Annotated in this window: 18 protein-coding genes; 3 read left to right on the top strand and 15 right to left on the bottom strand. The window is 31.6% G+C overall.

Features of this window, described 5'->3' with window-relative positions; translation table 11 throughout:
- Nucleotides 1-59 precede the first annotated feature (59 nt).
- On the top strand, nucleotides 60-2,834 hold the full coding sequence (locus BUB65_RS02750; protein ID WP_073071945.1) for an SLBB domain-containing protein: 2,775 nt from the start codon (nucleotides 60-62) through the stop codon (nucleotides 2,832-2,834).
- A 38-nt stretch (nucleotides 2,835-2,872) separates the two neighbouring features.
- Here the strand turns inward: BUB65_RS02750 and BUB65_RS02745 are convergent, their stop codons facing one another.
- Nucleotides 2,873-3,373, bottom strand: coding sequence for a chromate transporter (locus tag BUB65_RS02745; protein ID WP_073071943.1), 501 nt, complete (start codon nucleotides 3,371-3,373; stop codon nucleotides 2,873-2,875).
- Between the two features lie 82 nt (nucleotides 3,374-3,455).
- Between BUB65_RS02745 and BUB65_RS02740 the strand changes: the two genes are divergently transcribed.
- The gene (locus BUB65_RS02740) at nucleotides 3,456-3,932 is read left to right on the top strand and encodes a ferritin-like domain-containing protein (RefSeq protein ID WP_073071941.1); all 477 of its coding nucleotides are present in this window, start codon (nucleotides 3,456-3,458) and stop codon (nucleotides 3,930-3,932) included.
- A 39-nt stretch (nucleotides 3,933-3,971) separates the two neighbouring features.
- Here BUB65_RS02740 and topA read toward each other — a convergent pair whose 3' ends face one another.
- The 14 genes from topA to BUB65_RS02665 all read right to left on the bottom strand — a co-directional run bounded on the left by topA (nucleotide 3,972) and on the right by BUB65_RS02665 (nucleotide 18,126).
- On the bottom strand, nucleotides 3,972-6,080 hold the full coding sequence (gene topA / locus BUB65_RS02735) for a type I DNA topoisomerase (RefSeq protein ID WP_073072481.1): 2,109 nt from the start codon (nucleotides 6,078-6,080) through the stop codon (nucleotides 3,972-3,974).
- Between the two features lie 7 nt (nucleotides 6,081-6,087).
- Nucleotides 6,088-7,098, bottom strand: a complete 1,011-nt coding sequence (locus BUB65_RS02730) for a 3'-5' exoribonuclease YhaM family protein (RefSeq protein ID WP_073071939.1) — start codon at nucleotides 7,096-7,098, stop codon at nucleotides 6,088-6,090.
- Entirely contained in the window at nucleotides 7,095-8,162 is a 1,068-nt protein-coding gene (gene alr, locus BUB65_RS02725) for an alanine racemase (protein ID WP_073071936.1), read from the bottom strand. Before alr ends, BUB65_RS02730 begins: the two co-directional genes overlap by 4 nt.
- A gap of 384 nt (nucleotides 8,163-8,546) precedes the next feature.
- Entirely contained in the window at nucleotides 8,547-8,765 is a 219-nt protein-coding gene (gene rpmB, locus BUB65_RS02715) for a 50S ribosomal protein L28 (RefSeq protein ID WP_073071931.1), read from the bottom strand.
- Between the two features lie 115 nt (nucleotides 8,766-8,880).
- Nucleotides 8,881-11,448, bottom strand: coding sequence for an ABC transporter permease (locus tag BUB65_RS02710; protein ID WP_234946724.1), 2,568 nt, complete (start codon nucleotides 11,446-11,448; stop codon nucleotides 8,881-8,883).
- A 57-nt stretch (nucleotides 11,449-11,505) separates the two neighbouring features.
- Entirely contained in the window at nucleotides 11,506-12,618 is a 1,113-nt protein-coding gene (gene rpoD, locus BUB65_RS02705) for an RNA polymerase sigma factor RpoD (RefSeq protein ID WP_073071929.1), read from the bottom strand.
- Nucleotides 12,619-12,625: 7 nt separating this feature from the next.
- Complete coding sequence (gene dnaG, locus BUB65_RS02700) at nucleotides 12,626-14,245, bottom strand: DNA primase (protein ID WP_073071927.1); 1,620 nt, start codon at nucleotides 14,243-14,245, stop codon at nucleotides 12,626-12,628.
- A gap of 73 nt (nucleotides 14,246-14,318) precedes the next feature.
- The gene (rpsI, locus tag BUB65_RS02695; protein WP_073071925.1) at nucleotides 14,319-14,717 is read right to left on the bottom strand and encodes a 30S ribosomal protein S9; all 399 of its coding nucleotides are present in this window, start codon (nucleotides 14,715-14,717) and stop codon (nucleotides 14,319-14,321) included.
- Nucleotides 14,718-14,735: 18 nt separating this feature from the next.
- Nucleotides 14,736-15,185, bottom strand: coding sequence for a 50S ribosomal protein L13 (gene rplM, locus BUB65_RS02690; RefSeq protein ID WP_073071923.1), 450 nt, complete (start codon nucleotides 15,183-15,185; stop codon nucleotides 14,736-14,738).
- A gap of 16 nt (nucleotides 15,186-15,201) precedes the next feature.
- Nucleotides 15,202-15,735: an ECF transporter S component gene (locus BUB65_RS02685; RefSeq protein ID WP_073072476.1), complete on the bottom strand. Its 534-nt coding sequence runs from the start codon at nucleotides 15,733-15,735 to the stop codon at nucleotides 15,202-15,204.
- Nucleotides 15,736-15,746: 11 nt separating this feature from the next.
- Complete coding sequence (gene rpmA, locus BUB65_RS02680) at nucleotides 15,747-16,013, bottom strand: 50S ribosomal protein L27 (RefSeq protein WP_073072474.1); 267 nt, start codon at nucleotides 16,011-16,013, stop codon at nucleotides 15,747-15,749.
- Nucleotides 16,003-16,314, bottom strand: coding sequence for a ribosomal-processing cysteine protease Prp (locus tag BUB65_RS02675; protein ID WP_073071921.1), 312 nt, complete (start codon nucleotides 16,312-16,314; stop codon nucleotides 16,003-16,005). The genes rpmA and BUB65_RS02675 overlap by 11 nt, the downstream gene beginning before the upstream one ends.
- On the bottom strand, nucleotides 16,311-16,631 hold the full coding sequence (rplU, locus tag BUB65_RS02670; protein ID WP_073071919.1) for a 50S ribosomal protein L21: 321 nt from the start codon (nucleotides 16,629-16,631) through the stop codon (nucleotides 16,311-16,313). The genes BUB65_RS02675 and rplU overlap by 4 nt, the downstream gene beginning before the upstream one ends.
- Before the next feature lie 199 nt (nucleotides 16,632-16,830).
- Nucleotides 16,831-18,126 carry an MFS transporter gene (locus BUB65_RS02665; protein WP_073071917.1) on the bottom strand — a complete coding sequence of 432 codons (1,296 nt, stop codon included), beginning with the start codon at nucleotides 18,124-18,126 and terminating at the stop codon, nucleotides 16,831-16,833.
- A gap of 1,005 nt (nucleotides 18,127-19,131) precedes the next feature.
- Between BUB65_RS02665 and wecB the strand changes: the two genes are divergently transcribed.
- Nucleotides 19,132-20,193, top strand: coding sequence for a non-hydrolyzing UDP-N-acetylglucosamine 2-epimerase (wecB, locus tag BUB65_RS02660; RefSeq protein ID WP_073071915.1), 1,062 nt, complete (start codon nucleotides 19,132-19,134; stop codon nucleotides 20,191-20,193).
- Nucleotides 20,194-20,206: the final 13 nt, after the last annotated feature.

Raw genomic sequence — 20,206 nt, 5'->3', positions numbered from 1 at the left:
ACGTTGTGATATAATAAATAACAGATTAAAATTGAAAACCACATATGGGAGGTTATCCGATGAGAAAATTTACAATTATTTTCATGTTGTTCTTTGCCCTTATAATTTTTTCATACACAATAAGAGTTGGAGATACTATTTCAATTGAAGTATTCAACTATCCAAATTTATCCAGAACAGTAAAAGTCGCTCTTGATGGTTCTATTCCCTATCCTTACGCTGGAAATATAAAAGTTCAAGGAAAAACTCCAGATGAAGTTGCAGAAATGTTGAGACCATATATTGAAAAATTTGTTAAACAACCAGTAATTACTGTATACGTTGTTGAATACGCTCCTATGCTTGTTTTCCTCCAAGGTGCTATTAACAAAATTTTTGATATATCTACGTACCCTGACATGACTATTACAAAACTTTTCTCTTTTTTGAGTATTTCAAAAGATTCGGGAGTTGATTTTGAAAATATACAAATAAGAAGGGACAATACAACTATTACGGTAAACCTTCTCCCCTATTTCTACCAAGGAAAATTTGACAACGATATCGTATTAAAAGAAGGAGATATTATTTATTTACCGCCTTTATCCTCTGAAAAAACTATAAAAATACTTGGAGCATATACATTAGAAACCACATATGTGCCAGGATTAACTTTATCAACATTGCTTTTAAAACTTGGCCCCATTGACAAAGAATATGCTGAGATTGAAAATACCAAAATTTATCAAAACGGTGTCGTTAATTCAATAAATCTGGAAGATGTTATTTCAGGTACCAAAGATTACCCTCTTTCACCGGGTATTAGAATTTATATTCCAAAACGAAAGGAAAAATATGCGTATATAATTGGCTTTGTAAAAAATCCTGGGGTAAAAACATTTGGTGTAAATGAAGAACTAACCTTAAATACTCTCATTGCTAAAAGTGGTGGTATTTCAGAAAATGAAAGAAAATTTATAGAAAAAATTATTGTTTCACTGCCAAATGGAAAAGAATTACAATACAGTCCTGAAGTTTTAAATACCAAAGAAAAAATTTATTTACAATCAGGCTCTATTGTAAAAATAGTAAAATACCCTGATTTTTATGTTTATGTGCTTGGAAATTCAAAGATAAAGGGAAAAATTGAATTTACCCCTGATGAGGTTAAAACTTTGAAGGTTCTTCTTGCAAAAATTGGCTTGGACGATGAAGTTGAACACGATGGAAAAGTAGTTATCAACAACGATTTTGTAATAGATATTAAGAGTGTAATTTTCGGAAATGAAGATTATAATCTAAAGTCTGGAGATATTGTTCAAATTGTATACGAACCGTTTGTTGTTAATGTAGTTGGCCCAAACGGTGGAAGTATAAAACTTTCGTATAATGAACCCAAAACTTTGCCTTATTTAATTAAAAGATTAGGAATAAAAGAACCTAAAGAAATTGAAAAAGTTTTAATTGTAAGAAACAAAGCTATAGAGACTTACGATATAAATACACTTATTTATCAAAATCCCGATATCACCCTTGAAAAATTTGACACTATTGTTATAAAAACTGCAGAAACAAATGCTGTGTATTTAACAGGGGATGTCGCAAAATACATCGTATTTGATTATAACGAACCGATTACACTTCAAAGGATCCTTGCTAAAGCTGGATTGAGTGACTATAGACAAATTGAAACAATTTCCGTAAATGGAAAAACATTGAATGTAAAAGAGAATATAATAATAGAAAAAGGTTCTATTTTAAATGTGAAATTAAAAAAGACAATTTATGTAACTGCTATGGGGTATATAAAACAAACTGGTAGAGTTGCATTTGAATATTACGAAACTCCTGATCTTAAAACCTTGTTTGGAAAACTTGGAGGTCTCATAATTGGTCCTGATTTGTATTACTCTTCTGACAAAGTTTATATCTTGAGAAATGGAAAAATAATCAAAGAATTCGATGCTGAAAAAGTTTATCTCGGTGAAGAAAACACCATTCTTCAAGACAATGACTTTGTATTTGTAACTGAAAGACAACCAAATTATGTTTACGTATTTGGCAAAAATATGCCCAATACTATAGTCCAATTTAAAAATAATGAAGCATTTGATTTTAAAACCCTTTTGGCTAAGATTAATGGAATTCCTAAAGGAATCAGCAAAACTGTGACTATCATTGAAGATTCTACAAAAGTTTCATTCACATGGGATGAAACAAAAAATCTACAATTAAAAAATGGAAGTACTATAATTTTTGATTTAGATACTGAAAATTACGTTTATGCAATGGATGCTTTAGGAAAACCAGAAGTAATTTATCTTGACAAAGATAAGGTAACTTTGTATGAAATACTCACAAAGCTTGGAATTGATAAAAATTATAAATACGTAAAGCTTTTAAGAAACTCTGAAGAAAAAATTATAGATATTTCAAAAGTTGAAGATACCCTTGCGTTTAATGTCAAACCTGGTGACATAATAAAAGTTGTAGATACACCACAAAACTTTGCTTATATTCTCGGAGAAGTCAAAAATCCTGGTATAGTACAGCTTCATGAAGGTACAACAGTACTTGAAGCTATTATTTCTGCAGGATTTTTCACTCAAAATGCCGCACCATCTTCTATATTCCTCTACAAGGATGGAATAAATGGAAATGCAATAAAGGTGAATCTCAGTGGAGCTGTAAAAGGAGGAAATATTACGGAAAATCCTATAGTTGAACCTGGTGATATTATATTTGTACCTAACGATCCACTCAGGACTGCTATAGATTGGATTCCAACAATCTCTAGTATGCTAAATCTCGTAAATAATTCTATATTGCTACTAAATAACTTATCAGGGCAATAAATAATATAAATCCACCTCTTCTGAGGTGGATTTTTTTATTATCTATGAAATATTAATCCAAAAACTCCCGCAAGGAAAATTACGTATAATGGATGGATTTTTGTTTTTATAAACAAGAAAAAAGCCACTATCGCGATAATTACTTGATATATATTATCAATCTTAAACACAAGAGATTGAAGAGTTAAAAATATCAAAAACGTAACTCCGTATCTGAGAGACATAATCAACTTTCTGTTTTTTGATATCTTCTCTCTAAAATAAAAGAAAATAGAAGTAAAAACAATTGGAGCTACAAGTATAGAAAAAGAATTTAAAATTGCACCCCAAATACCGTACAATTTTAAACCTATGTATGTAGCTGTATTTAACATTACAGGACCTGGTGTCATTTGTGCAAGGGATATAACTTCTTTAAACTGATCAGGCGTTAGCCACCCTTTTGTAACAACTGTATCGTGTATTATTCCTATTACGGACCAACCGCCTCCAAATGCAAGAAAACCTATTTTTACAAACAAAAAAAACATGTCTAACATTTGACCACCTCAATATGATTATATAACAAAACAAAGCCAAAATCTATTGTGGTATAATAAAAAGATAAGGGGGGTGAACAACATGACCATTAATGAATTAATGGGGATAGCGTTAAAAATCGAAGGCGTTGGTTATTCTTACTATTCTAACCTTTCAAAAAAATCTCCAGAGAAAATTAGAACATTATTTGAAGAACTTGCAAATGAAGAAAGAGAACATTCAAGAATCTTCGAAGAACTTCTGAAACAATACGAAGAAAAATCTATTGGAATGTTGAATGAGGAAGAGGTTGGCTATGCAACAACATATGCCCAGGAGATTATCTTTCCTAAACTAAATGATGAAAACATTCCCTCAAATCTTAAAGAAGCACTTAAAAGAGCAATTGAGGTAGAAAAGGATTCAATAATTTTTTATACAAATATAAAAGCCCTTATACCAAGTCTTGAAGTATTAAATAAAATAATTGAAGAAGAAAGATTGCATCTGAAAAAATTAACTTTAAAACTAAACGATGAAGATGCTTTCGATATGTTTAGTGAAGGAAGTATGATCTAAGGTTAAAAAGCCCCTTGAAGCAAGGGGCTTTTTAAATTCTTATTTATCTTTTGGTTCATTCCATGACATATAATCACAGTCTGGATTTATACAACTCCAATAGCTTTTACCTTTTTTACTTTTTTTCATAACTACGAGCGAACCACATTTCGGACATTTACCGTTAGCTATTTTATAACCAGAAACTGTAAAATCACAAGAATCACATTTAAAATAGTAACCGTACCTTCCTTTTTTTCTTGTTAAATGTCCCCCGCATTTCGGACAAGAATCTTCCGCAATACTGTGTTTCTCATGTTCTTTTAATATTTTTTCAATATAAACCTTATTTTCAATTTGTACAGCATTTATAGTACTATCAATGCTTTTATTTGTTCCACATTTTTCACAATTCAAATATAACCCATACTTTCCAATTTTTAAACTGTAAAAAGTGTCTTTACAGTTTTCACAAGGTAAATCAGTTTTATAATTAATTGAATAAAATTTAGTTTTTGCATCATTTAAATATTTTTCAAATTCTTTATAAAATTCATCAAGCACTTCTTTCCATTTTTTTTCACCAGTTTCAATTTTATCCAACTCTTCTTCCATTAAAGCCGTAAATTTTTTGTCCACAATTTCCGGGAATTTTTTCGTTAAAAAATCTTCAACTACAAAACCAAGAAGTGTTGGAATAAGTTCTCTTTTTTGTTTTACAACATACTTTCTTTGTTGTAATGTTGTAATAATTGTTGCATAGGTACTAGGCCTTCCTATACCTTCTGCTTCAAGTGTTTTGACAAGTGTAGCTTCCGTAAATCTTGCAGGTGGTTTGGTAGTATCTTTTTCAGCTATTACTTTTTCAAGTTCATATTCTTTGTTCTTCTCAAGCTCAATTTGCTTTATTTCTTTTTTTGAAGTAGTAAGTACCTTTTCAAACCCGTCAAAAATTAACTTTGAAATTGTTGTTCTAAATTCGTATTTTCCTTCTTTAAAAATATACGTTCGATCCAGGTACTTTGATTCTTTCATTTGGGAAGCTACAAAGCGTTCCCAAATAAGCTTGTATAACTTGTAATGATCTCTTGACAAAAGGTCTTTAGCTTTTTCTGGAGTAATTTTTACATTAACCGGCCTTATACATTCATGTGCATCTTGCACTTTGGAAGTTTTTTTCTTTCTTGCCTTTCTTTTTACCCCGACGTATTCTTCTCCAAACAATTCCGTTATCAAATCTTGAGCCATTTGTTTTGCCTCATCAGATACTCTTGTAGAGTCTGTTCTCATGTAAGTAATAAAAGCAATATGACCTTCCGGAGTATCAATTCCTTCATACAGAGATTGGGCAATTCTCATAGTTCTTGAAACTGTATATCCAAGTTTATTTGCGGCATCTTGTTGCAGAGTACTTGTAATATATGGTAACGGTGGAGATTTTTTTGTCTCTTTTTCTTTAATATCAACTAATGTTACCTTTTTTATTTTTTCCTTTATATCACTTGCTATTTTTTCACTCACGTTTTCCTGCTTTATTTTCTTTCCCGAAATACTCCAAAGATTTGCCTTTATATCATAGTCTTTAAGCTTTATAGAAACTTTGTAGAACTCTTTGGGGACAAATAGAAAGCGTTCTCTTTCTCTGTCGCAGATAATTTTTAAAGCAGCTGATTGAACTCTTCCAGCACTCATTGCACCTTTGATAATTTTCCATAAAAGGGGGCTTATTTTATATCCAACAATTCTATCCAGTATCCTTCTAGCAAGTTGGGCGTTTACTTTTTTTAGATCTATTTCTCTAGGATTTTGAACAGATTTTCTTATAGTACTTGGAGTAATCTCAGTAAAAACTATCCTATTTTTCCCATTAAGTCCAAGTATTTGAGAAAGATGCCAAGCAATTGCTTCACCTTCTCTATCCATATCTGAAGCTAATAAAACTTCTTTACCATTTATTTCTTTCCTTATTGCCTCAACTACCTTTTCTTTTCCAGGTATTATTTCAAATTCTGGTTCAAAATTCTTTAGATTTACCCCAAATTTTTTTTGGGGTAAATCCCTTATGTGCCCTTTTGAGGATATAACTTTGTAATCCTTCCCAAGAATTTTTTCTATAGTTTTCGCCTTTGCAGGTGATTCTACAATTATTATCTTTTTAGCCACAAACATTCCCCTTTCAATCAAGCTCGTGTTTTAGATAAAATCTTCTTCCAAGATTTGGATCATAATCGCTCCAGTCTTTTTCCGGATTTCCCTCAAGTTCTTTTTCTTTGATTGCAAATATTCTATTTAATTTTGAATCCATATTCTCTATCATATGAAGAACATAAGCTTCAGGTGTTTTAGGCACAACAGGAGAACCCCATTCAAGCTCACCATGATGTGATATTATCATATGAAGTAATTTTGTGGAAATATCTTCCGGTACTTTCATTTTTTTTACCTTTACCTTAACCATTTCATACCCCGACACTATATGTCCAATTAGTTCACCTTGAGTTGTAATTTCTATTCCTTTTGAGGTTACTTTGTAATCATTTATTTTGCCAATATCATGAAGAAGTGCACCGGCTATTAATAAATCTCTATCAAGATTTTTGTACGTTTTACACACACTATCACATAATTGTGCAACAGTACTAGAATGTTCGGCAAGTCCTCCAACATAATTGTGGTGAACCTTAGCACCTGCTGGAACACTTTTAAATTTTTTGAGAAAACTTTCATCCCTTTCAAAGAATTCATTTAATAATCTTTTTAAATGAACATTCTTTATCGAATCGATTAATTTTTTAATCTCATCCATTATTTCGTCTATTGAACGTTTTGCTTCCATAACAAATCTATCTATACTGTATTCTCCCTCTTTTAGCACAATAACAGGTGAATCTTGCAATAGATTGAATTGTAATCTCCCGTCGTATACTACCACCTTTCCACTAGTCCTTATAATATTACCAACATTTACCTTTGAATCATTTGTTTCCGCATTAAACCAATCTATTGCTCGCAAGATTCCAGTTTTATCTTCAAAAGTTAAAAGGAGATATTTCTGACCATTCTTGTTTTCCATTAGTCTTTTGCTTTTAACTTTAACAATTATTTCAAGTTCTGAGTTTATATAATTTCCAAGTTCCGAAATAAAAGGTTCCCTATATTTTTCAATAATTTCTTTTGGTAATTTCAAAGTTCCACCCCTTTATATTTTCTAGGTACCCTATTGGTTATTCTACATGTTACTTCATAATTTATAGTTCCAACCTTTTTTGCTATTTCTTCCGCACTTATATGCTCTTTCCCCTGATATCCTATCAAAACAACCTCATCACCTACTTTAACTTCTTCGTCCACTTTCACAACAAATTGATCCATACAAACTCTTCCCAATATCTTGCAACGCTTACCGTTAATTAACACTTCGCCTATATTTGATAAATGTCTCCAATAACCATCTGCATATCCAACAGGAATTGTTGCTACTCTAATTTTATTATCAGCTACAAAGGTTCTACCGTAACTTACACTTTCACCTTTTTCAATATACTTTACATGGGAAACAACGCTTTTCCAACTAAGTACAGGTTTTAAATTTTCATCCAAAACTTCATCACTTGGCATCAAGCCATAACTTGCAATTCCTATTCTTACATAATTGTGGTACGGGACAATACCTGAAATAGAAGCTCCACTATTACATACATGTTTAATTGGAACATTCAAATTTACAGAAATGAATTTCTCATATTGCTTCTTGGTATATTCAATGTCTTCTTTTTTCAGTGAATCTGCTACTGCAAAATGTGTATACACACCTTCAACTTTAAAACCGTACTTTAAAAGTTCTTCGTAAAATATTTTCGCATCTTCAGGTTTTATTCCTATTCTATTCATCCCAGTATCAATGTTTATATGAACAACAGGTTTTTCTCTTAAATACTTATATTCTTCTAGTTGGTTCCAGGAGAACATCGTAAGAGTTATGTTATTTTTAATAGCTAACGGAACATAATCTTTCTCTACATAATTAAAAACGAGTATTTTTGTCCTTATACGATTTTCCCTCAATTCTAACGCTTCTTCCAAAAATGCAACTGCAAGGTAATCAATTCCCATTTTTTCAGCTGCTTTAGAAAGCATAATTGCACCATGACCGTATGCGTCAGCCTTAACTACGGGCATAACCTTTGCAGGTGCACATTTTTTTTGAAAGTATCTCAAATTCGAAATATAATTTCGAATATTTATTTCCACATACGTTCTTCTACTTTCCGTAAATCTCCCCCCTTAACCGGCGGAAAAACAAAATAACTTTTCTCATGTTTTCGTTTTATTTTACCACTTAAAATACCTATTTTAAAATCTTCTATATCATTATAATTAAAAGTTTTTTCATAAAAAATAGAAAAAATAACTACTTTATCAACAAAAACACACATTTTAAATGTCATAGCTTCCAAAAACAGGCTAAATGATAGTAGAAGTGAAAATAAAAGGAGAGAAAATATATAAATTGATATGGGGAGAGTGAGAAAATGTGAGATTATAAATATAACAAAAGATAAATGCACTATATTCAATATTTTGTACCAAAGAGATACTCTAACCATATATAAAAAAAGCGGGTTACCCCGCTTATTAAGCCTCCACCTCTGTGCTCGATTTACTAACGTATCTCTTGACTTTTCCTGCACTTAGACAATCTGTACAAACCCACATTCTTTTTACTGTTCCGTCATCGAGCAAAACTCTAACTTTTTGAAGATTAGGTCTAAACCATCTGTTTGTCCTTCTGTTAGAATGTGATACATTTTTTCCAGATACGGGTCCTTTACCACAAACTTGACATTTTGCCATTTTGCTCCTCCCCTTTCCTATCTATTTATTAATTCATTATATACTTTAATACAAACTATATTTTACACTTTCATTTTAATTGTGTCAATTTTTTTAATGTAAAAACTCTGTTTCATTAATCAAAAACTCGTATTGCTTCAGCTGGATCAACCTTTTGAGCAAGATTTGCGGGATAGATTGTGAAAATAATAGTTATCAAGTACACTCCTCCTAATATTAGAAATACTTGCCCCCATGGAACAGTTATTGAAAAATCCGGAATTTCATCAACAATGAGTTTTGCAAAATCAAGTGTAATAAATGTCACAGTAGAAATTGCCGTTAAAATTGCTATTGTAACTATCATTATAGATTCAAATAAGAAAGCTTTAAACACTTGCATTTTATTTACTCCAATAGCTTTTAGTGAGCCTATTATTCTTCTTCTAGAATATACATTTTTAATACTGAGTATAGTAAGTCCTGAAAAACCACTGACAAAGCCAAAATAGAAAAGCTGAATAGCTATACTTACAAAATACCTAACACTATTAAATACTTTATCAAGTTCTTCTGTAACATAAAATGGGCCGTCAAATCTTTCATACACAATTTTTTTTGCCCTCTGGGCTGCTTTACTATCTTTTACGACTCCCGCATAACCTTGCAGCGCACCTGGTATTTTTTGGTTATACACAAGTATTCCATCAAAGGGAACTACCATGGATTTTGGATCATAAAGTTCTTTTATAACAAAATTTTCGGATATTTTCTTGCTAATCCCAGGTAATATTCCCTTTATTTGTAGAGTATATGTTGCATCTTTTGTGAATATATCTTTACTCCCTATACCTTCTTTGTTTTCAAGGTATAATGTGTTAATTCCTTCAATTTTCAGAGATTTAACGATATCTTTACCCGCTAAAATAACAACTACATTTCTATCTTTATATTTTGCATCGACAAGTTGTATCTTTACCAAGTTATTAAACAACGACTTGAATTGTTCATCTCTATCGTAGGTACTTCCACCAAAAAATATTTTTAAAGGATTTTCCACTATTAAAAAGTTATATCCTAAAATACCTATATTAGTTTTGTTATCAATATAATTAAAAATACTTGTTGGAAGTATTGCTGTAAGTAATATTACCAAAGTTATAACAGAGTATACAAGAAATACTACAAAATTTCTCCATCTTTGTTTATCAATATACGATAGAGCAAGCACTGTTGAAATATTTCTAAAGTGTTTAAAGTAGTTCTTTACACATGGGAGTATTCCAAATACAATGTATATACTTCCAAGCAAAAATAACCCTGCTCGTGCTAAATAATCCCAGCCGCCACCCGTTCCAATTTGAAAGTAGGTTATTAAAATAACCAGGGCCCCCGAAACAACTTGCAAAAAATCTTTTTTTACAAACAAAGGCACTATTGCTATTAAAGAGACTAATGAATAGTAAGGTTTAACAAAATACAAAAATATTGGGAGGAAGAAAAAAACATAAAGAAATTTTCTCTTTGGAAGTATTTCTTCTCTTGATAAAAGAACAACAGGGGAAATTTTTGAGAAGGAAACACTTCGATAAAGGAGGATAAATATTGGTAAAACAAGTGATATTAATATCCCAAATAAAATAGTTTTAAACGTAATTGTAAAATAAATAGTCTCCGGAAGTGCTGTGTCAGAAGCAAGAAGAGACGGCATTTTGTTTACCAAACTCAATAAATATCTTCCAAAACCTATCCCCGCAGTTGCCCCAATTAGGGAAGAAAATAAAAGATATGTAAATCCTTCTACAAACAAGATTGATGCAATTTTTCTTTGGGAATATCCCAAAGCTCTAAGAGTTCCAAGAACTTTTCTTCTATCTTCAGCTAAAACACCGAAAAAGTTGGAAATAAATAGAAAACTACTCAAAAGTGCAAATCCGCTAAATCCAAGGAAAAGATATCCAATTACTCTGTTAAGAGGAGAATACTTTAAATTGTACTTTGTAGGTGTAACTCGAAGATCTATTTCATCTTCAATTTTTTTAGCAATTAATTCATGTTCACTAATTGGAACATTAAGAGAAGCAAATACAGTATTTGGAAGTTTGTTTGCATACAATCTCAGCTCTCTCAACATATCCATTGGCATAAAGATAGAGCCATTTGTCATCCCTGTTTCTCCGCGGAAGTTAAATTCAAGGGTCCCAATATAATCTACCTTTACTTTTTGCTTTCCATTTACAGTTACTAAATTTATAATATCTCCCCTTTTTATATTCAAGGCATCTGCAAGATCCTTTGAAATAACTACTCCCGAAACTTTTTGACCAGAAAATCTTAAAAGATTGTCGTCATACCCAATTGCAAATATATCAAAGAAGTTACCATTTTTTTCTATTCTTGAGGAAACAAGCGAAACAAAGGTATAATCCTTAACTGTACCTTCTTCTTTTAATTTTTGAAAGTAATCACCCACCTTTTCTACATCAAGTGCCTTAGGAAAGAAAAAAGTATCTTTTTTATCTTTCGCTACAATGTCTACACTTCCAAAATTTCTCAAAATCTTTTGAGCAAACCATGCATCAACAGAATCGTTTAAAGACAAAGCTCCCACAACAAGCATAGTTGCGATCATTGTACCTAATATAACTAGTAAAGACATTTTCCAGTTTAAGAAAAAGTTTCTAAATGCAATTTTAAATATCATATGTATCACCCAATAAATAAAGTTTTATATAAAAACCGCACCCTTAGTGCGGTTTTTTTATTCTTCATCAAGCATTTTAAATAAAACTTTAAGGTACCTACTTCTTGATGGATGTCTCAATTTTCTCAAAGCTTTTACTTCTATCTGTCTAATTCTTTCTCTAGTAACGTTGAAATACTGCCCTACCTCTTCAAGAGTCTTAGCTTTACCATCCGTTAATCCGTATCTCATTTTTAAAACTAATTTTTCTCTATCATTCAACGTTTCTAGCACCTTTTCCACTTCTTCCCTTATAAGCATTCTCATTGCTTCTTTCTTTGGAGATGCTATTGTTTCATCAGGGACAAAGTCTGCAACAGTTGAATCTTCATCTTCGCCCACAGGTGCTTCAAGAGACGTTGTTTCTCTTGCAGCCTGCATTATTTCTTCTACTTTTTCAACCGGTTTATCAAGTGCTTTTGCAAGTTCTTCAATTGGAATTTCTTCCCCATGCTCTTGATAATATTCCCTCATTATTTTTTGCATTTTGTTTATTGTCTCAACCATATGGACTGGTACCCTAATTGTTCGTGCCTGATCAGCTATTGCTCTTGTAATAGCTTGTCTAATCCACCAAGTTGCATAGGTTGAAAATTTGTATCCCTTTCTCCAGTCAAATTTTTCAACTGCCTTTAAAAGACCAACATTTCCTTCTTGAATCAAATCCAGAAACGAAAGACCTTTACCAACATATCTCTTTGCTATACTTACTACGAGTCTAAGGTTTGATTCTACAAGTTTCTGTTTTGCTCTTTCATCACCCATTTGCGCACGTCTTGCAAGTTCTCTTTCCATAGATTGACTTAAAAGTGGGATTTTACCAATATCCCTTAAATACATTTTTATCAAATCTTTTGGAGCCATATTATCGTAAAATTTCGGGGATTCTTCAAGGAAATCTTGGACATTGATATCTGTATCTAATCCCGAAGTATCGGTTATTGTTATTCCATTCTTTTCGAGTTCTTCATATACCCTTTCGAGTAAATTTCCATCAAAATCTTCAACTTTTTCTGGAGGAAACATTTTATCAATATCATCGTAAGTTACAAATCCTTTTTCTTTACCAATTTTAATTAACTCTTTTATTTTCTTGTCGCTTGTGTCTACTGCGGTTCTTCTTTTTGCCATCAGGAGTTCACCTCCCAAGATTTTTAAGTTGCCTTACAATCTCAATTCTGGTTTGAAGTAATACCTTTTTTTCTTCATCAGATGCGTTTTTCAAATAATCATCAATCTCCTTTATTCTTCTTTCTAAACTTCTTTCAAGGAGTTTTCTCTCAATTGTTTCAATATATATTTCATCAATTTCAGTATTCTCTAATTTCTTCAAAACCCTGTTTATATATTCAGACAAATCTTTAGACAATCTTTCAAAGGAGAAGTTCTCATTCTTTACATAAGTGAAAAATTCCCGAGCTTCTCCTTTTAAAAGTTCTAAATCTACTTCAATATTTTCAAATCGTTCAGGGAAATTTAAGTACAAATAAACAAGCATATCTTCCAAAGTTGGTAGTTTTGTTGCCTCTCTAATCTTGTACGAAAGAGATTTGGAAAAATCAAAATCATATCCCAATATTTCTTTAATGGTATTCCTAAAATTTTCTTGTCTCTTAGGTACAAGTTTAAAAACTTCATCCCACTGTTTTAATTCTCCTAAATACATATTTATTGCATTTGAATTTTTCAAATCGTATTTTTTAGACAATGCCTTTGGAACAAATACTTCTGCAGGTATAGCCGATTTTACAACATCAACAAGTTCTGAGCTACCTTTTAATTTCAGAATTTCATCTGGATCTTTTTCACCTTCATACATAACTACCATCACATTAAAATTTTGTGATAGCAAAATTTTTAAACTTAAAAGAGCTGCCTTTATCCCCGCAGAATCAGTATCAAATGAAAGAACCACATTTTGTGTCAACTTCCTTATTTTTCTTGCATGGTATTTTGTAAAAGCAGTGCCAAGTGTCGCTACAGAATTTGTAAGTCCCGCCCTATGAAAAGCTATTGCATCAAAATACCCTTCGCATATAATCGCAAAATCAGCACTCTTTATCTTATCTTTTGCAACATCAAGCAAAAATAAAGTTGAGGATTTTTTAAAAAAATCAGTTTCATATGAATTGATATATTTTGGTTGTCCTTCACCCAATACCCTTCCACCAAACGCAATTACTCGGCCATACTCATCCTTTATTGGAATAATTAATCTACCTGAAAATGGATCTTTGCCATGTAAAAATCCAAGTTTTCTTAAAGAGTTTATATTAAGCTCTCTGGCAATTTTAAAGGGTAAATCAGAATCAATTGGTGAAAAACCAAACTCGTACTTTTCTATCTCACTTTCACTAAATCCTCTATTTTTTAAATACGAAATTGCAACATCAGTTAAGTTTTTTTTATACTCTTCGTTTAAAAGTGTGTAAAATTTTAAATAAAGAGTATGAAAACTCGATGAATCTTCAAGCTCAATCTTTACACCTGCCTCTTTTGCAAGTCTTCTTAATGCTTCTATAAATGAAATTCCTTCGATTTCCTGAAGAAACTTTATTACATCCCCAGACGCTCCACAGCCAAAGCAGTGGTATGTCTTAAAGGATGGATTGACATAGAACGAAGGGGTGGTTTCAGTATGGAAAGGACACAAAGCTCTATAGTTATTTCCAACCTTTTGAAGGCTAACGTACCTTGAAACAACATCAACAATATCAACTTTTGACTTAATTTCCTCAATTACCTTTTTTGAAAGCATTAAGTCACCTCTTTAAAAGGAAGACAAGGTGGCAGCAAACGCTGCCACAAGTGTATGTAAGGATATGACAAAATTAACGTTTGGAGAATTGGGGAGCACGTCTTGCTTTTCTGAGACCGTATTTCTTTCTTTCTACCATTCTTGGGTCCCTTGTAAGAAGGCCTTTTTCTTTCAAAGTAGGTCTTAGTTCGGCGCTGTATTGTAAAAGGGCTCTTGCTATACCAAGTCTGATAGCACCAGCTTGACCAGATTTCCCTCCACCATTTACTCTAATAATCATATCAAATTTACCTTCAAGTCCTGTAACCTTTAATGGTTCCAATGCGTGAAGTGTCCAAACAGAATTTTCAAGGTATCCGTTTAAATCTTCATATTCTTTATCATTAATTACAACTTTTCCATTACCTTCTTTTAAATATACTCTAGCAACAGAAGTCTTTCTTCTTCCTGTTCCCATGTAATATTCTGCCATCTCATCTACCCCTCCTTATTAAAAACTCAATTCTACTGGTTTTTGTGCTTGATGTGGATGTTCTGGACCAGCGTAGATTTTTAATCTTTTAAGTGCCCTTCTTCCAAGAATTGTTTTTGGAAGCATTCTTTTTACTGCAAGTTGAATTAATTTTTCAGGATTTCTCTGTAAAAGTTGTCTTGCAGTAAATTCTTTTATACCACCTGGGTATCCTGTGTGTCTGTAATATTTTTTCTGATCCATTTTTTTACCTGTAAGTTTTATTTTATCAGCATTTACAACCACAACAAAATTTCCACAATCAATGTGTGGTGTCCAATTTGGCTTATTTTTCCCCATTAAAACAAGTGCAATTCTTGTAGCAAGTCTTCCAAGGGTTTGTCCATTTGCATCTACTACATACCAGTCTCTTTGTACTTCTTCTTTCTTTAAAAATGTTGTTTTTTGTATTGGCAAAGTTCTAGCCATTGTTATTCCTCCCTCCTTAAATGCTCTCATTATTCGGTTCTAAAATACCTTTCACGCGCTTGTGAATAATATAGTTTACTACCGAATCTATAGAAAATTTAATTGCATTAAAACCTATTATCCATGGGAGTAACGTAAATACCGTTTCAAGAGGTACTTTCCAGTAAAACGGTACAACAACCATATTTAAAAGTACCATTCCGCCAGTTGCAGAAGCTACTCCAATAATATATCCAAATATTTCCCTTGCCCTTCCTTTTTTTGCATAAATTATAGCTGCTGGAAGAATAAATAATACACCTGCAACAAAATTCATTATAATACCGACAATATCTCCAGATTTAAACAAGTAAAATAATACGTCCTTTATCGCAAGAACCAAAATCCCAGTCGTAGGAGAATATATAAATGCAATTAAAAGTGCCATAATATCACTTGGGTCGTACTTTAAAAAATTCACTGCTGGAAATATTGGAAATTCTATATACATTACTACAAATGCAAGTGCTGAAAATACCCCGATGATTGCAACGCGTTTAGCGTTAGTCATACTACCACCCATTATTCTACTTCGTAAACACTCACGTATTTTCTATTGTTTCTTACTTCAAATTTAACAACCCCATCCTTTAATGCAAATAAGGTAAAGTCTCTACCCATTCCTACATTTTTTCCAGGCCAGTATTTTGTTCCCCTTTGTCTAACAATTATATTTCCTGCAAGAACTTTTTGGCCGTCACTTCTTTTTATTCCAAGAAATTTAGGATTACTATCGCGACCGTTTTTTGCAGTACTACTTTTTGCAAAAAGCTGTATGTCAATTCTCATCATTCTTCACCTCCACTTTTATAAATCTTCCAAATTGTTCTTCTAAGTCTTTTAAAGTCGTTAAAAGCTCTTCAACAAATGTTTGTGAAAATTCATCTTTTGCTATATCCTTTACTTCAAGATAACCTTCTTCTATTTTTAATTGTGCACCTTTTTTTTCAAGAAATCTTGCAGTGTGTTGTGATACTGTACTTACCGCTGCACAGATTATATCTTTTCCCTTTCTAGCGTATAACGAATGTCCTGTTATAATAAACTTTTCAAAAAACCCACTTTCTTTTAAAAAGGTGCATTTAATCATTTTACTTCTATTTTTTCAATTTTTACCGCTGTGTACCATTGTCTGTGACCTTTTATTCTCTTGTAGTTTTTTCTCGGTCTAAATTTCCCAACTAAAATCTTTCTTGCCCTTCCGTGTTCAACAATAGTACCCGTAATCTCTACATTATCTAGATAGGGTTTTCCCACAAGCGTTTTCCCATCATCCGTCTTGACCATTATAACTTTGTCAAATGTAACCGCTTCACCCTCTGCTTTTCCAACTATCTTTTCTGTAAAGAAAACTTTTCCTGGTTCGACACGAAACTGCTTTCCTCCGCTCTCTACAATAGCGTACACAAACTTCACCTCCTCAAGATTTTTGAAATAAACATCCGCTGGAACATGTAGCCTTTTCTGGCGTTTGAGACACGTTCCAGGCGTATGATAACCCATAGTATTTTACCACTTTTAAGAAATTAAAATGAAAAATTTCTGTTAATGTTATTTTGCTAAAGACTTAACAGAAAATTCTATCTAAACTCAACAACCTTTCACACTAAAGCTTTTCATTTACTATTTTCTTTTTCATTTCTTCCATTTTTTCGTCAAGCAATGCTATATCTTTTTCAAAGAACATTGCAAGGATAAATAAGAATATACCACAAATGAACCAAAAAGCACTTGAAATTTTCATTGATATTGCCAAACTTCCAAGAGATGTTGAAATTAATCCACCAAAAAGCTTTCCTATACCTGTTCCTAATGAGTCTGTAAGGTTAAATACGGAAAAAATCCTTCCTCTACTTCGAGGTTCATTTACATTCATAAGCATCATTTTAACACTTGGTCCTGTATACGAATCAAACATTGCAGCAACAAAACCTATAGATGAAACGAGAATAAAAGAACCTCCAATTATATTTTTGGAAAAGACTAAAATTGTCAAAATAGCTCCTAAAATTGTGGTAAAGCCAGCAGCTATAGGAACAAATTTTGGTGATCTGTTATAAATCGCTTGTCCCAACCAACCTCCAACAAGCATTCCTACAATATTTCCAGCTCCAAATATTAGAAAAATTGTGGTAGCCTGTGAAGCAGAAAAACCCATTTCTCTTTTGAAAAATTCAACCATGAAATAGGGAATTGCTCCCCAAGGTATTGTCCCTGCAATACCTTGTAAAAAAAGAAAGAGATTTGTTTTAATTCTAAATAAATTTAAATAATCTGAAAGTTTTATTTCTTTGGGATATTCATATCCCATTTTTACAAGTTCACCAATCCCACTTTCCATTGCACCCCTTTGTGGTTCTTTGAGAATCAAAAATCCTAGAAAGGCTAATAAAATATTAGGTAATGAAACTAAAATAAATGGTATTCTCCAACCATATGTTGCACCAAAAAAACCACCTATAACCATTCCGAAAATACCACCAATAGATATTGAAAGTCCAAGTATAGACGAAACTTTTCCCCTTTCTCCTTTACCAAACATATCGCTTACAAAAGAATAAGCTATCGGAAAAGAAGCACCCACACCTATCCCCGTAAGTGTGCGCCACAAAAATAACTCACCAAAACTTCTTGAAAACGCAGACATAAAGCAAGGAATTTCACCAATAAGGACGGAGTATATAAAGATTTTCTTTCTATTATACTTATCAGCTAAAAAACCCCATACTAGGCTGATAACAGCTCCAAGAATCGTAAAAGTAGAGGCAACTAATCCTATATGAGCATCAGTAATACCAAATTCTTCCTCAATTGCACCAATATTTGGAGCCATAACCATTTGATCAGCATTAAGAAAGATAAGAAGGATGGATAAAAAGACAACCACCCACCATCTCCCCATGAGATTCACCTGCTCATATATCATATAATTTTTCATTCACAGCAATATAACGGAAAAATTATATCATAAACTGCTTTCTAAAATTTAAACCACAGGATATTTGTAGTTTTAGTGAGAAAAAATATTTAAAGAAATATTCAATTGATAAAAAAAACAATCATTTCCACCATATTCACCATGGAATTCCTCAAAGGAATCAGAATTTTTATCATCCCCATTTTAGAGTAATGAAAGAATTATAAATACAATATGGTGGTTTTCTATTGTATTTAAAAATAGAATTCAATTCATTTCTCTCGAAACTTTAAAAATAAATGATCTTTCATTACCCCCTCCCATCAAATTTAACTAAAACATAAATAAAGAATACACTAGATAGTTTGTTTTAAATCATTGTATAACTCACATTTAAACTTATAACGTTTAAAATATCTTCTATCGATCATATCATCATTCTCACAAGAATCATAAATATCCATAAAAAAATACTCTTTTATGAAAGTTATGAAAGACTTTAAAGTTATAAATAGAAAAATTGAAAAAACAAAAAGAAAAACAAAATGGTAAAAAAAAAATGAGAAATACGTAGGTATACCATCTATAGAAAAAATAATCTTGAAGAAAACGCTTACTGATTCCATACTATCGGTAACATACATATATATCTAATTAAATAAAGATGGAAAATTAATAGGTGGGCATGCAACTGCAAACGAACAGTTCCATATAACAACTTACATACCATATAAATAATTTATGAAATTTATTTGTTTTTTCTTCAGGTGTTTAATAGAAGCATAAATTATTGTGTGGAAAATAGTTTTTAGGGGAAAAATAAAAAAATAACTAAACTTATGAATAATTAAATGAATATTAAGAGGTTTAATTTTACTACTAAAAGCATATGATATAATAAATGTAGTGAAAACTAGCTTATTTTGTTTAATTTCTCAAAATATCTTAATATTTTTACAACGTATCATAGAAATTTTATGAGGTGAAAATATGAAAATACTCTCACTAGTAGGGGCAAGACCACAATTTATAAAAGAAGCAGTTTTGCATGAAGAATTTCAAAAAAGAAGTATTAAAGAAATCCTTGTCCATTCGGGGCAACACTATGATTTCAATATGTCTGATGTTTTTTTTAAGGTATTGAATATTCACAAACCTGATTATAATTTAAACGTTGGTTCAGGACCACATGGTAAAATGATCGGAAAGATTATGATTTCTTTTGAAGAAATAGTAGTAAAAGAAATGCCAGATATAATAATTGTATATGGAGATACAAATACTACATTGGCTGGGGCACTTGTTGGCGCAAAATTAAAAATTCCCGTAGCCCATGTAGAGGCTGGTTTAAGGCAAAAACCAAAAGATATGCCTGAGGAAATAAACAGGGTGGTTACTGACCATGTTTCATCCTATTTATTTTGCCCTTCTAAGCTTGCTGTTGAAAATTTAAAAAATGAAGGCGTAAAAAATGGAATTTATTTTACCGGTGATGTAATGTATGATTTGTTTTTAAAAATGGAATCACTGTTTAACTTTGATATAGTTGAAAAATTTGGATTATCAAATAAAGATTATGTCCTTTGTACAATACACAGAGATTTTAATACTGACGATCCTAGAAAGTTGAGTAGTATTCTAACAGAGTTAGAAAAGATTTCCAAAGATATAACTGTAGTGTTTCCAATGCATCCTAGGACAAGAAAAAGAGTTGAAGAATTTAGTTTGGAAAGTAAAATTAAAAGTTTAATGGTAATAGACCCTGTTGACTATCTTTCAATGATGGGGTTAGTAAAAAATAGTAAAGTTGTAATTACAGACAGTGGCGGATTACAAAAAGAAGCTTTTTTTGCTGGAAAACGTGCAATTGTAGTTATGCCCGATACTGCTTGGAGAGAACTAATTGAAATGAAATGGAATATTTTGGAAAACCCTGAAAATATTTCTAAAGCTTTATTAAAAATTTCTGAAATTAAACCAGAAATAGAAAATGTATATGGAAATGGAAAAGCTGGCGAAAATATTGTGGAAATATTATGTAAACAGTATTAATGAAAATAATAAT

This window comes from Thermosipho atlanticus DSM 15807, assembly GCF_900129985.1.
GTDB lineage: Bacteria > Thermotogota > Thermotogae > Thermotogales > Fervidobacteriaceae > Thermosipho_A > Thermosipho_A atlanticus.
The sequence above is the reverse complement of the archived record's forward strand: the minus strand, read 5'-3'. Positions and strand labels throughout refer to the sequence as shown.